Source organism: Xanthomonas sp. LF06-19, assembly GCF_034105425.1.
Classification (GTDB): domain Bacteria; phylum Pseudomonadota; class Gammaproteobacteria; order Xanthomonadales; family Xanthomonadaceae; genus Xanthomonas_A; species Xanthomonas_A sontii.
In genome coordinates, this window is the sequence record NZ_JAXGGH010000001.1 from 822,058 (window position 1) to 834,865 (window position 12,808).

A 12,808-nucleotide genomic window follows, 5' to 3' on the forward strand; every position below is an offset into this window, starting at 1 on the left:
ATTTCGTTAAATTTTCGATAAATATCAATGAAAACAACCAACTCGCGCCAATTTTTCGGCACGGACCTTGCCAGCGTTGACACACCACGCTTCGGGCGATTTCGTTTCCTGTCAAGGACTTGACGCGGCCGGGTGGTAGAAGCGCAAAAGCGCGCCCAGGCATGCCGAGTGACGGCTCCAGACGGCTGCGCATGGCGCCGACTGCGCGAAATGGGGCGAGCGGTCGCGCGGCGGAGCGACCTTGTGCCGCACGACGGGCGGGTGCTGCCGGGCCGTCGCTACACGGCGAAGAGCACCACGCGCGGGAGGACGCACCATTCGCTTGCAAGCGGTGGCGGATGGCGCAGGCACACGCACGCTGCAGCGATGACGGCACCGCGCAAGGCGCACCGCACCGCGATATCCCGCAGGAACGGCTTCAGCCGCGACCGCGCACGGTCAGCTCATGCAGGCGGGATGCGCCGAGGAAACGCACTCGACACACAGGAAATCGACGGCATCGGCCGTAAAACCGCCAGTTCGGCCGGCCTGGATGCGGTCCTGCGTCGGGACTGAAGTCCCTCCCACATGGGACACTGCGACGCGCGATTCGGCGCATGCGCCACGCCACGAATCCCGGCACTGCATTCTGCATCCCACAGCGATGGCAGCGCGGCACAGACCCGAGCAACGCAGCCGGCAGCGCCGCCCCAAACATCGCGGCTACAGGCATTGCCGACGGCGCGCCGGCAAGGGCCAGCGCCAGGACGCGATCAGGTCGCCGAACACGTCGCCGTCGGCAGCGCACCAGGCAGGCGCGTCGCCATCGCGGCGAGCGCGCCAGGGCGGGCTTCAGCCCACCCACACCCGCGCGTTGCGGAACATGCGCAGCCACGGCGCCTCGTCCGGCCACTCGGCCGGATGCCAGCTGAGGTTGAGCGAGCGCAGGGTGCGTTCCGGGTGCGGCATCAGGATGGTCACCCGGCCGTCGTCGCTGGTCAGGCCGGTGATGCCGTCGGGCGAGCCGTTCGGGTTCAGCGGGTACTGCGTGGCGACGGCGCCATGGCCGTCGACGAAGCGCAGCGCCACACGCGCGGCGGCCTGGTCCACGGCAGTGTCAAACTCGGCGCGGCCTTCGCCGTGCGCCACCGCCACCGGGATCCGCGAGCCGGCCATGCCGCGCAGGAAGATCGACGGCGATTCCACCACTTCCAGCAGGCTGGTGCGCGCCTCGAACTGCTCGCTGCGGTTGCGCAGAAAGCGCGGCCAGTGCTCGGCACCGGGAATGATGTCCTTGAGCTGGCTGAGCATCTGGCAGCCGTTGCACACGCCGAGGGCGAAGGTATCCGGACGCGCGAAGAACGCGGCGAAGGCATCGCGCAGCGCCGGCCGCTCCAGGATCGAGGTGGCCCAGCCGCGGCCGGCGCCGAGCACGTCGCCGTAGCTGAAGCCGCCGCAGGCGGCCAGGCCGACGAAGTCGGCCAGGTCGACGCGGCCGGCGATCAGGTCGCTCATGTGCACGTCGAAGGCGCGGAAGCCGGCGCGCTCGAACGCATTGGCCATCTCGATCTGGCCGTTGACGCCCTGCTCGCGCAGGATCGCCACCTTCGGCCGCTGGCCGCTGGCGACGAACGGCGCGGCGACGTCCTCGGCCGGGTCGAAGGCCAGTTTCGGCTTCAGCCCGGGCGCGGCGAAATCGCGCGCCAGCGCGCGTTCCTCGGCGGCGCTGTCGGGGTTGTCGCGCAGCGTCTGCATGGCGTGGGTCACCGACCACCAGGCATCGAACAACTCGTCCCAACGCCATTCGGCCAGGGTCTTGCCGCCCAGGCCCACGCGTACCGCCGCAGCGGTGCTGGGGCGGGCGATACGCTGCGCACACTCGGTCAGCGCATGGCGCTCGACCAGGTCGGCGAACGCCGCACGGTCTTCGCGCGCGACCTGCACCACCGCGCCCAGTTCCTCGTTGAACAGGCTGCGGAACGGATCGTCGCCCCAGGCATCGAGGGTGATGTCCAGGCCCTGCCGCGAGGCGAACGCCATTTCGCACAGCGCGGCGAACGCGCCGCCGTCGCTGCGGTCGTGATACGCCAACAGCAGGCCGGCCTCGCGCGCATCGCGGATCAGCTCGAAGAACGCGCGCAGCCGCTGCGGATCGTCCAGGTCCGGCACCGCCCCACCGAACGCCGGCAGCGCACCGTCGCCATGCACCTGCGCCAGCACCGAACCGCCCAGGCGCTGCTTGCCGCCGCCCAGCCCGATCAACCACAACTCGCTCTCGGCCTCGCGCGCCAGCAACGGCGTCAACTGCGCCCGCGCATCGGCGACCGGCGCGAAGGCGGAGACGATGAGGGAGACGGGCGAGACGCTTTTGTGCGTCTCGACGGGACTGGAGAATGGGGAATCGGGAATCGGAGAAGCAGCGGCATCGGTGGCGGACGCATCGCGCTTTTCGCCATTCCCGATTCCCGATTCCCGATTCACGGCGGTCACCGCCCACTGCGCCTGCATCGACAGCGAGTCCTTGCCCACTGGGATGCTCAGGTCCAGTTGCGGACACAGTTCCATGCCCACCGCCTTGACCGCGGCGTACAGGCGCGCGTCCTCGCCGTCGTGGTTGGCCGCGGCCATCCAGTTGGCCGACAGCTTGACCTGGTCCAGCGCCTGCACCGGCGCCGCGCACAGGTTGGTGATCGCCTCGCCCACCGCCATGCGTGCGGCCGCGGCGGCGTCGAGCAGGGCCAGCGGGGTGCGCTCGCCGATCGCCATCGCCTCGCCGGCGTGGGTGTCGAAGCCGGCCAGGGTGATCGCGCAATCGGCCAGCGGCAGCTGCCAGGGACCGATCATCTGCTCGCGCGCGGTCAGGCCACCGACGCTGCGGTCGCCGATGGTGACCAGGAAGCTCTTCGCCGCCACGGTCGGATGGGCCAGCACACGCAGCCCGGCCTCGCGCAGGTCCAGCGCCTCGGTGTCCAGCTCCGGCCAGCGCGGCGCCGGCGGCTGCCGGGTGTCGCGATGCATCTTCGGCGGCTTGCCGAAGAGGACGTCCATGGGCAGATCGATTGGATGCTGGGAATGGGGAGTGGGGAATGGGGAATGGGCAACAGCGGAGCCGGCCGGCTTTTCACCATTCCCGATTCCCGATTCTCCATTCCCACCGCCGAGCACCCCGTACCCCACGACGAGCCGTTCCTCGGCGGTCGCCACGCCCACGGCGGCAAACGGGCAGCGCTCGCGTTCGCAGATCGCGGCGAATTCGGCCAGTCGCGCCTGCGGCACGCCGAGCACGTAGCGCTCCTGCGATTCGTTGCACCACAGCTGCATCGGCGACAGCGACGGGTCGTCGCTGGGCACGCGGTCCAGGTCGATGAGGCCGCCTACGTTGGAATCGTGCAGCAGTTCGGGAATGGCGTTGGACAGGCCGCCGGCGCCGACGTCGTGGAACCAGCGGATCGGGTTGTCCGCACCCAGCGCCACGCAGCGGTCGATGACCTCCTGCACGCGCCGCTCCATCTCCGGGTTGTCGCGTTGCACGCTGGCGAAATCCAGGTCCTCGGCGCTGTCGCCGGAAGCCACCGAACTGGCCGCGCCGCCGCCCAGGCCGATCAGCATCGCCGGGCCGCCGAGCACGATCACCGCATCGCCGGGCTGCAGCGGGATCTTCTCCACCTGCACGCGATCGATCGCGCCCAGACCGCCGGCCAGCATGATCGGCTTGTCGTAGGCGCGGGTCAGGTCCTGCGTCTCCGGCAGCTCGAAGCTGCGGAAATAGCCGAGCAGGTTGGGCCGGCCGAATTCGTTGTTGAACGCGGCGCCGCCGAGCGGGCCGTCCAGCATGATCTCCAGCGCCGGCGCCATGCGCGGGTTGAGCGGCCGCGCGCCTTCCCACGGCTGCGGCAGGCTGGGAATGCGCAGGTGCGAGACGCTGAAGCCGGTCAGGCCGGCCTTGGGCTTGCCGCCGCGGCCAGTGGCGCCCTCGTCGCGGATCTCGCCGCCGGCACCGGTGGAGGCGCCCGGGAACGGCGCGATCGCGGTCGGGTGGTTGTGGGTCTCGACCTTGATGCAGAACGCCGACGGCGTCATCGCCTCGCTGCGGTACTCGCCGCTGGCCGGATCCGGGCGATAGCGCGCGGCCGGATGGCCTTCCACCACCGCCGCGTTGTCGCTGTACGCGCTGAGCGTGTGCTGCGGGGTCTGCTGGTGGGTGTGCTTGATCATCCGGAACAGCGAGCGGTCCTGCTCCTTGCCGTCGATGGTCCAGCTGGCGTTGAAGATCTTGTGCCGGCAGTGCTCGGAATTGGCCTGCGCGAACATCATCAGTTCCACGTCGGCCGGATCGCGGCCGAGCTCGCCGAAGCGCTGGCGCAGGTAGTCGATCTCGTCCTGGGCCAGGGCCAGACCCAGGCGCGCATTGGCCGCTTCCAACGCATCCAGCGGGATACGCTCGACCTCACCGCGCGCCGGCGCCTGGAACAGCGCCTGCGCCTGTGCGGCGCCGTCCAGCAGCGACTGCGTCATCGGATCGTGCAGCAGCTTGGCCAGCGCGGCCTGGTCGGCCGGCGCCTCGGGCCAGCCGGCCAGGTCCAGCCGGGTACCGCGCTCGACCCGGCGGATCGCCAGCCCGGCACCGCGGACCAGTTCGGTGGCCTTGCTCGACCACGGCGAGCGCGTGCCCAGCCGCGGCACCACGTAGCGCGAGCAGGTGTCCGCGTCGGCCGGCGCCGGCGCGTCCTGCGCCTGCAGGATGCGGCGGGCCGCCACCAGGTCCAGTTGCCCGGCGTCGTCGCCGTCGAGGAAGTACACGTGCCAGGCGCCGACGATGCGCACGCCGGGAACGAGGGACTGCAGGCGGGTTTCGAGCCGAGCGCGACGGAACGGCGAAAGGGCGGAAGCGCCCTCGAGGACGATCATGTCCGGGGAACCGTGTGAGGAAACGGGCTGGCTATTGTAGCGGAGAGCTGGGAATGGCGATTCGGGAATGGGGAATCGGCACAGCCGGCCGCCGAGCGGGGTCGGCGCCAGCGGACGTGCTAGAGGTGGTTGGGCGACAGCGGACGCGGTGCTCCAGCGGCAAAACGCGCGGTGGCACCAACGGTGGCGCAAAGGCCGCACCGCCGACCAAGGGGGAGAGACGGGCGTTCAGCGGCCGTGGCCGCGGGAACGAGCGACGTCGCACCCATTCCCGATTCCCGTTTCCCCATTCCCGGCCGCTCAGCGGCTTCCGCCCGCCTTGGTCGCTTCCGCCGCGCGCTTGTCCAGCGCCTCGCGCATCTTGGCCGGGGGCAGGTAGCCGCCGATCTGGGTGCCGTCCGGGGCGAAGATCGCCGGGGTGCCGTTGACGCCCAGGCGCTGGCCCAGGTTGTACTGCATGGTCACCGGGTTCTTGCAGTTGGTCGCGCTCGGCACCTTGCCGTTGGCCTTGGCGTCGGTCAGCGCCTGCTTCTTGTCGGCCGCGCACCACACCGCGACCATGTCCTTGTAGTCCTGGCTGCCCAGGCCCATGCGCGGGTACGCCAGGTACTCCACGGCGATGCCCTGCTTGTTGAGCTCGCCGATCTCGCTGTGCAGCTTGCGGCAGTAGCCGCATTCGATGTCGGTAAACACGCTGATGGTGTACTTGGGATTGGCCGGGGCGAACACGATGCGGTCGGCACGCGGCGCCGATTCCAGCAGCTTGCGGCGGTAGCTCAGCAGGCCTTCGCTGGAGGCGAACTGCTTTTCCTGGATGTCGAACGGCTGCGCCTGGAACAGGTAGCGGCCGTCGTCGGAGACGTACAGCACCTGCCCGCCGACCACCACTTCGCGGAAGCCGGGGAACGGCGCGGCGCCGATGTAGTCGGGCTTGAAGTTGGGATCGAGCTGCAGCAGCGCCGAGCGTACGCGCTGCTCGCCCGGTGCGCCGGCAGGAGCGGCGGCGGCCGGCTTGGCAGCGGCAGCGCCGCCGGTGGGCGAAGCCGGCTGCGCGCAGGCGGAAAGAGAAGTGGCGCACAGCAGCGCAAAAAGAGCAAAACGGAGCATTGGCTATCCATGAGGGCTGCGAACCGGCTGGATTGTCGCATACCCCCTTGTCCGCTCGATGTAGACAGGCTGAGCGGGGGGCACGCCGTCGCAGCAAGGGCGCGGATCAATATTTCGCGTGCTCCGGATAGCCGCCCGCACCCGCCGGATCGCGCAGCGCCAGTGGCAACGACCAGCGCAGCAGGCCGCCATCGGTCAAGGCCCAGAGCGTGGCGCCGTCCCACGAAAACGCCAGTGCGTTCAGCGAACCGCGCGCCGGCGAGGCCAAGCGCAGCGGTGTCTGCGCGGCGGCGATCTGCCACAGCGCCAGCTGCGGTCCGGCTGCGGCGGGGGCATCGCTGCCCAGCGCCAGCAGCCGGCCGTGCGCCGAACGGGCCGCCGCCTTCAGCGCGTCGGCGCACCCCAGCAAGGCCGACAGGCGTACGCGGCCGTCGTCCATATCCAGCACGTGCATACCGACGAAGCGCGCTTCGGGCTGCGCCTTCGACGCGCCGGACGGCGCGAACTGCGGCGTCCCGGTGCCGTGGTCGGCCAGCATCAGCACGAAGCCGCTGGCGATCCAGCGACCCTGCAGCGACCCCAACGGGGTGGGCACCCACTGTGCCACGCCGGAGGCGTCGGCCGGATCGGGGCGACCGAAACGCTGCGGCAACGCGAACGCGCGCAGGACACGCCCGCTGGTCGGATCGAGGGCGGCGATGCCCTGGGCATCCTCCACCCACAGCGCATGCGGGTCGCGCAGGCGCACCGGCCACAGCTGCGCATTGCCCTTCTTCGCCGCATCCATCAACGCCTGTCTCGGCGCGCCGAACACCGGCGCGAACGCCCAGGGTCCATCCGCCGCCGGTACCGCGGCGGTCGGCGCATTCAGGATGAACCGACTGCTGCCGAACGCGCCGCCACCGCCAGCGTAGCTGTGATCGAAATACACGGGGCGCTGCGCGGCGTCCAGTTCCCAGCGCGCGTCGCCATCGCTGCCCTCGCCATCGACCCGGTAGCGATGCAGGCGCCGCGAGGCGACGTCATAGACATACAGGACGGCGGACTCGCCAGCGGCGCCGGCCAGGAACCACACGCGGCTGCCCTGCGCATCGGACATCAGCCGTTGCGCACCGCCCTCGCCCTGCCAGACCGTTTCCGTCTGCCAGCGTGTGCCGTCGTGATGCAGCCGCCACAGCCGGGTGCTGGCGCCCGTCCCGCCCAGCACCTGCATGCTGAGCAACAGATCGCCGTCGGGCAGCGCCAGCAGATCGCGCGGGTAGCGGGCGCCGCTGTCCGCCGTGGCCAGTTCGCCGCCGAGCGCGTCCCAGGGCAGCGCGTCGAACGGCAACAGCGGCACGTCGTTGCGCGGCGGGACAAACGCGATGGCCGGCACCGCACCGGCGCGCTGCGGCGGCTGCGTCCATGCCAACGGCGACGCGGCCACACGCACCGGCTGCTGCGGCACGCTCGCGGCGAGCGCCTGGCGCACGGCCTGGAACAGCACCGCCGGCACCACGCGCTGGCTCAACCGCGACGGCTGCGACGCACCGCCCAGCGGATTGAACTGGGTGATCTGCCTGATCACGCTGTAATCCGGATTGGCGTAGTTGTCGGTGCGCTCGATGCTCAGCGCGGTGGTCGCATGCCCCATGGCCGCGGTCATGTCGAAGACGCATACCCTCAGTTCCAGACGCCCGCTCAGTCCCTGGCGTTCGCTGCGCGTGGCGCAGTATTCCGCATAGCGCGTCTCGCGGAACACAGCCAGTTCGGCGCGATCCTGTGGCGCCCAATCGCTGCGCTCGCGCGCCTGTTGCAGGCGCGTGCGCGCCTCCTCCTCAGTCAGCGCGCCCTGCTCCACCGCCGCCTGCAGCATCGGCTGCGCGAAGCGCTCGGCCAGCGCCGCGCGCAGGTCCTGGCGGCGTGACAGCAGGACCCGGCCCCAATCGTCGGGCAGATACGACAGCGGCAAGGTCTCGTTGCCTTCCTGGAAGCCCCCCTGCGCCTGCACGACGCCACGTACCGCGGCCTGCACCTGGGCATAGGGCGCTGCGATCAGCAGATGCGCAGCCGTGGCCGGTTCGCGCTGCCCGCCCGGCAGCGTCCAGAACAGCAGATCCTCGTGGCGACGCACCGCCGGTGCCTGCGCCTCCAGCGCCGTGCCGGCAGCCGCGATCTGCCACGCGCTGTCGCCAGGCTCGGCCGCCGGCATGGCGGACGGCTGCACCGGCCCGGCCGCGAACGCGCTGCCGAGCGCGAGCAGCAGCAGGCCGGCACAAGCTCGTGCTGGCGCATGGGAAACGCGATGTCGCAACTCGCTCATGGACGCACTCGATGGAAGGAAAAGGATGCCATCGCCAGCGGCAGCTGCAGTTGCCGCTCAGCCACGCGGATGATGCTTGCGGTGCAGGCTCTGCAGGTGCTCGCGCGCCACCAGCGTGTAGATCTGGGTGGTGGACAGGGAACTGTGGCCGAGCAGCATCTGCAGCGCGCGCAGGTCGGCGCCGCGGTTGAGCAGATGCGTGGCGAAGCTGTGGCGCAGGCCGTGCGGGCTGATCCGTGCAGGATCGATTCCGGCCACCGCCGCATAGCGCTTGACCAGCGCCCAGAACTGCTGGCGGGTCAGCGCGCGCCGTGCGGCATCGATGAACAGCGGCACCACGCCATCGCTGGCCGGCACCGCCTGCCCGGCCGCCAGCGCCGGACGGGCGCTGTCCAGGTAGCGCTGCAGCCAGTGCTGCGATTCCTCGCCCAGCGGCACCAGCCGCTCCTTGCTGCCCTTGCCGGTGACCCGCAGCACGCCCTGGCGCAGATTCACTGCGTTGGCCGGCAGGTTGACCAGCTCGCTGACGCGCAAGCCGGCGGCGTACATCAGCTCGAGCATGGCGCGGTCGCGCAGACCTGCCGGCGCGGTCGCGTCCGGCGCCGCCAGCAGCGCATCGATCTGGCTCTCGGCCAGCGCCTTGGGCAGCGAGCGCGGCAGCCGCGGCGGTTCCAGCAGCGCGGTCGGATCGTCGCTGCGCTCGCCGCGGCGCACGCGCAGCGCGAAGAACGCGCGCAGCGACGACAGCCAGCGGGCGTTGCTGCGCGGCGAATAGCCCAGCTCGGTACGCCATGCCAGGTAATCGAACAGCGCCTGTCGATCGGCACCGGCCAACCCGCCGCCGGCACCGTCGCGCCAACGCGCGAAGCCCTCCAGGTCGCGGCGGTAGCTGTCCAGGCTCTGCCGCGCCAACCCCTGCTCGGCCCAGGCCGCATCCAGGAACTGCTGGATCGCCGCCGCATCGGCCTCACGCAGCGGCGCGAGCCGTTGTGTCTGCTGGCGGCGTTCGGCGGGGGAATGCAGGGAGGGCATTTTGGGGATTGGAGATTCGGGAAGCGGGAAGCGGGAATCGGGAATCGGGAATCGGGAATCGGGAATCGGGAATCGGGAATCGGGAAAGCCTAGCGGCTTTGCCGGGGGGCGCAAGGTCGATGTGGGCGGGACGAGCGCAGGGCTGCGCATGCCCGAGCCGCGCGCAACGCAGTCCACCGCAAAGCGTGCGACTGGCTCTAAGCTGTGTCGATGAGCGCACCGCCTCCCGCTTCCGCCCCCCGTCCACGCGCGCTGCTGCTGTGGCGGCTGCTGGCACTGTTCTACGACGCCTGGCCGGTGCTGGCGCTGTGGTTCGTGGTCTCGACGCTGTTCACCCTCGGCTACACGCTGGAAGGCCATGCGCCGCGCGAGAACATCGCTCCTTTCAGCGCCCTGCAGTGGCTGCTGTGGCTGTGTTGCTGGGTGGTCGCCGGCCTGTACGCGACGCTGAGTTGGCGTCGCGGCGGCCAGACCCTGGGCATGCGTCCATGGCGGCTGCGCCTGCACGGTGCCGACGGCAACGCGCCAGGCTGGGGCGCGCTGTGGCGGCGCTATCTGGTCGGCACGGTGTCGTTGCTGCTGGGCGGGCTGGGGTTCTGGTGGGCGCTTTTTGATCGGGAGCGGTTGACGTGGCACGACAGGGCCAGCGGCACCTATCTGACACGATTGCCCAAAGCCAAGCCCTGACCGCAGCACACAGGCGCGCGGCGGCGCGCCGACCACTCCTGCCACATCGGGACCACTGCGGCGCGGCACGACAGGGCCAGCGGCACCTATCTCATGTCGTTGGACGCATCGTCGAACGGAAGCGCGCATGGCGAATCCAGCACGACATCGACGCCGATCGGCGAGCACTGGCGAGAACGCCGAACAGCATCACCCCCCATCAGCATGCCTGCGCGCCGATGCGGCCCTGCGCGAGGCGACCACACCACCGATCCACCGCTCCAAGGACCGACCCAGCCAGTAGCTCGCCCAGAACATGGGCAGCAGCACCAGCGCGTATGCGACGACCCTCGGCAACCGCTCCAACCATGGCAACAGGTCGAGCATCGCCAGCGGAAGGGTGATTGGAACGAACGGCAATTGCCGCAACCCTGCCTGGAGATGGCCATCGACCTGCAGATTGCTCGCCATCCAGCGGCAGCCAACGATCACCGCCGCATACAACAGGCAGAACACCAGGCCAGTGGTGCTCGGACGCCGCATCGCTAACTGCTGCGTTTGCGGAACAGCAACCAGGACACGGTGAGCATCACCAGCGGCGGCAAGGCGTAGGCGATGCGGTAGTCGAACTTCAGGGCGCCGGCCATGCGGCCGAAGAACAGCTGCAGCAGCCAGAACACCAGGGCGAACAGGATGCCCAGGAACAGGCGCTTGCCCATGCCGCCGCTGCGCAGCGCGCCGAACGCGAACGGGATCGCGGCGAAGCACAGCGCCAGCACATTCAGCGGATAGAACCAGCGGCTCCAGTACTGGTCCTCGTAGTCGCGCGCGTCCAGGCCATTGCGGCGGCGGTACTCGATGCTGGTGTGCAAGTCGCGCGCCGACAGGTTGCGCGGCTTGGCCAGGCCCGAAGCCAGCGCCGCCGCGTCCAACTGCGATTGCCACGGCAGGCTGTCGAACTTCTCGCGCTGCACCGAGCGTTCGGCGAAGGTGTCGCGGTAGGCCTGCTTGAGCGTCCAGCCGTTGTGCCGGTGCTCGGCGATGGCGGCATGGGTCAGCGACGCCAGCCGGCCGCTCTCGTCCAGCGTGTACAGGCGCACGTCGCGCAGCTCCAGCCAGGTGCCGCCGCCGTCCTCCAGGTGCTCTTCGCCGGCCTGGGCATTGAGGAAGGTGTTGCCCTCGCGCGCCCACAGCCCGGAATAGCGCGCCATGCTCATGTCGCCGTTGTACTTGGCGTTGGCCTTGATCGCGTCGGCCTGGTTCTGCGCCCATGGCGCCAGGGTCTCGCCGTTGACCACCATGACCACGGTCAGCACCGCCATGGTCGAGGCCGCCGCCAGGCTCAGCCGGCGCCGCGACAGACCCAGCGCGCGCAGCGCGGTCAGTTCGGAGGTGGCCGCAAGCTGGCCCAGGCCCATCAGCACGCCGATCACCGCGCCGGTGGGGAACAGGGTGTAGGCGCGGCGCGGCACCGTGTAGGCCACGAACGCGGCGGCATGGCCCAGGCTGTAGCTGCCGGTGCCGATGACCTTGAACTCGTTGGACAGGGCCATGATCACGTCCAGGCCCAGCAGCACCGCCCAGGTCAGCAGCACCGTGCCGAGCACGGCGCGGCCCACGTACACATCGTGCAGGTTCGGACGCAGCCTCATGCCGGCTGCCTCCGCGGCCGCGACAGCCGGCCATCGCGCAGGTACATCCACACCGACAAGGCCAGCAACGGCAGGGTCAGCCACCACAGGCCGAGCGCGCGCGGCAGCTTCTCGGTGCTCAGCCACTGCGTGCCGAGGAACATCAGGTTGGTGCCGACCAGGTAGGCCAGGAACGCCAGCATGATCCGGCCATAGCGCTGCTGCCGCGGCGAACTGCGCGACAGCGGCAGGGTCAACAGCGCGAAGGCCAGCGCCAGCAGCGGCGGCGCCAGGCGCGCGTGCAACTGCGCATTGGCCTGCGGGCGCGGATCGCCGATCAGCTTGGCGGTGGGCAGCAGTTCGGGGTCATCGTCCTTGCGCGCGGCGTTGCGGTCGGGCAGCGCCACGTCGTTGCTGACGAAGCGCATCATCCGGTAGTCCAGCCCGTCGCCGGCCAGTGGGCCCTCGACCCGGTAGCCGTCCTCCAGGCGCAGGTAGCGGTCGGCCTTGCCCTCGAAGAACATGGCGCCGCGCTGCGCGGTGACCACGTCCAGGCGGCCGTCCTTCTGCCGCTGCATGAACACCTTGCTGAGCTTGGTGCCGTCCCCGGACAGGGTGCTGATGTAGACGATGCCGCCGTCGGACAGCGGGGTGAAGCGCCCGGCCTCCAGCCCGGCCATCAGCAGGCTATGGTTGGCCTCGTCGATCAGCCGGTCGGAGGTACGGTCGGCCCAGGGGCCCAGCCACAGCGAGCACATGCCGACCAGGGTCACCACCGGGATCACCAGCATCAGGATCGGCCGCAGCAGGCGCCGCGGACCCACGCCGATGGCGGTGATCACCGCCATTTCCGAGTCGCGGTACAGCCGCGCCAGCGCCAGCAGCAGGCCCAGCATCAGCGCCAGCGGCAGAATCAGCGGCAGGTACACCACGAACTGCAGGCCCAGCTGTGAAAACAACAACTTGGCCGGGATGCGGCCATCGGCGATGTTGCCCAGGATGTCCACCAGCACACCACCGACGCTGACCACCAGCAGCACGATCAGGGTGGCCGAGAAGCTCTGGACGAAATCGCGCAGCAGGTATCGATCGAGCTTCGGCATGGGGGTGGGTTGATTTAAACTCTCGGATTCGTTCGCGGCTGCCCCAGCCTATCCGACTGGGGGTAAAGAGTCCGCGATTG

Annotated in this window: 8 protein-coding genes; 1 reads left to right on the forward strand and 7 read right to left on the reverse strand. The window is 70.1% G+C overall.

What is annotated here, in order from left to right; all coding sequences use genetic code 11:
* Positions 1 to 831: 831 nt before the first annotated feature.
* The 4 genes from purL to xerD all read right to left on the reverse strand — a co-directional run bounded on the left by purL (position 832) and on the right by xerD (position 9,328).
* Positions 832 to 4,887 (reverse strand): phosphoribosylformylglycinamidine synthase, encoded by a 4,056-nt coding sequence (gene purL / locus SLW55_RS03660; protein ID WP_320744592.1) that lies wholly within the window; start codon positions 4,885 to 4,887, stop codon positions 832 to 834.
* A 300-nt stretch (positions 4,888 to 5,187) separates the two neighbouring features.
* Positions 5,188 to 5,994, reverse strand: coding sequence for a DsbC family protein (locus tag SLW55_RS03665; protein WP_017915605.1), 807 nt, complete (start codon positions 5,992 to 5,994; stop codon positions 5,188 to 5,190).
* A gap of 106 nt (positions 5,995 to 6,100) precedes the next feature.
* Positions 6,101 to 8,296 (reverse strand): hypothetical protein, encoded by a 2,196-nt coding sequence (locus SLW55_RS03670; protein ID WP_320744594.1) that lies wholly within the window; start codon positions 8,294 to 8,296, stop codon positions 6,101 to 6,103.
* 57 nt (positions 8,297 to 8,353) lie between these two features.
* Complete coding sequence (xerD, locus tag SLW55_RS03675; protein WP_267100354.1) at positions 8,354 to 9,328, reverse strand: site-specific tyrosine recombinase XerD; 975 nt, start codon at positions 9,326 to 9,328, stop codon at positions 8,354 to 8,356.
* Positions 9,329 to 9,538: 210 nt separating this feature from the next.
* Between xerD and SLW55_RS03680 the strand changes: the two genes are divergently transcribed.
* Positions 9,539 to 10,015 (forward strand): RDD family protein, encoded by a 477-nt coding sequence (locus tag SLW55_RS03680; RefSeq protein ID WP_295965402.1) that lies wholly within the window; start codon positions 9,539 to 9,541, stop codon positions 10,013 to 10,015.
* 189 nt (positions 10,016 to 10,204) lie between these two features.
* Here the strand turns inward: SLW55_RS03680 and SLW55_RS03685 are convergent, their stop codons facing one another.
* The 3 genes from SLW55_RS03685 to lptF are packed head-to-tail and all read right to left on the reverse strand — an operon-like array spanning position 10,205 to position 12,728.
* Positions 10,205 to 10,537: a hypothetical protein gene (locus SLW55_RS03685; protein ID WP_017913039.1), complete on the reverse strand. Its 333-nt coding sequence runs from the start codon at positions 10,535 to 10,537 to the stop codon at positions 10,205 to 10,207.
* A 2-nt stretch (positions 10,538 to 10,539) separates the two neighbouring features.
* The gene (lptG, locus tag SLW55_RS03690) at positions 10,540 to 11,646 is read right to left on the reverse strand and encodes an LPS export ABC transporter permease LptG (protein ID WP_017916644.1); all 1,107 of its coding nucleotides are present in this window, start codon (positions 11,644 to 11,646) and stop codon (positions 10,540 to 10,542) included.
* Entirely contained in the window at positions 11,643 to 12,728 is a 1,086-nt protein-coding gene (gene lptF / locus SLW55_RS03695) for an LPS export ABC transporter permease LptF (protein ID WP_010343579.1), read from the reverse strand. Before lptF ends, lptG begins: the two co-directional genes overlap by 4 nt.
* Between the last annotated feature and the right edge of the window lie 80 nt (positions 12,729 to 12,808).

What these genes read in the sequence shown, in the direction of transcription:
- purL (WP_320744592.1), bottom strand. Translation starts at nt 4,887, where the DNA reads ATGATCGTCCTCGAGGGCGCTTCCGCCCTTTCGCCGTTCCGTCGCGCT.
- SLW55_RS03665 (WP_017915605.1), bottom strand. Translation starts at nt 5,994, where the DNA reads ATGCTCCGTTTTGCTCTTTTTGCGCTGCTGTGCGCCACTTCTCTTTCC.
- SLW55_RS03670 (WP_320744594.1), bottom strand. Translation starts at nt 8,296, where the DNA reads ATGAGCGAGTTGCGACATCGCGTTTCCCATGCGCCAGCACGAGCTTGT.
- xerD (WP_267100354.1), bottom strand. Translation starts at nt 9,328, where the DNA reads ATGCCCTCCCTGCATTCCCCCGCCGAACGCCGCCAGCAGACACAACGG.
- SLW55_RS03680 (WP_295965402.1), top strand. Translation starts at nt 9,539, where the DNA reads ATGAGCGCACCGCCTCCCGCTTCCGCCCCCCGTCCACGCGCGCTGCTG.
- SLW55_RS03685 (WP_017913039.1), bottom strand. Translation starts at nt 10,537, where the DNA reads ATGCGGCGTCCGAGCACCACTGGCCTGGTGTTCTGCCTGTTGTATGCG.
- lptG (WP_017916644.1), bottom strand. Translation starts at nt 11,646, where the DNA reads ATGAGGCTGCGTCCGAACCTGCACGATGTGTACGTGGGCCGCGCCGTG.
- lptF (WP_010343579.1), bottom strand. Translation starts at nt 12,728, where the DNA reads ATGCCGAAGCTCGATCGATACCTGCTGCGCGATTTCGTCCAGAGCTTC.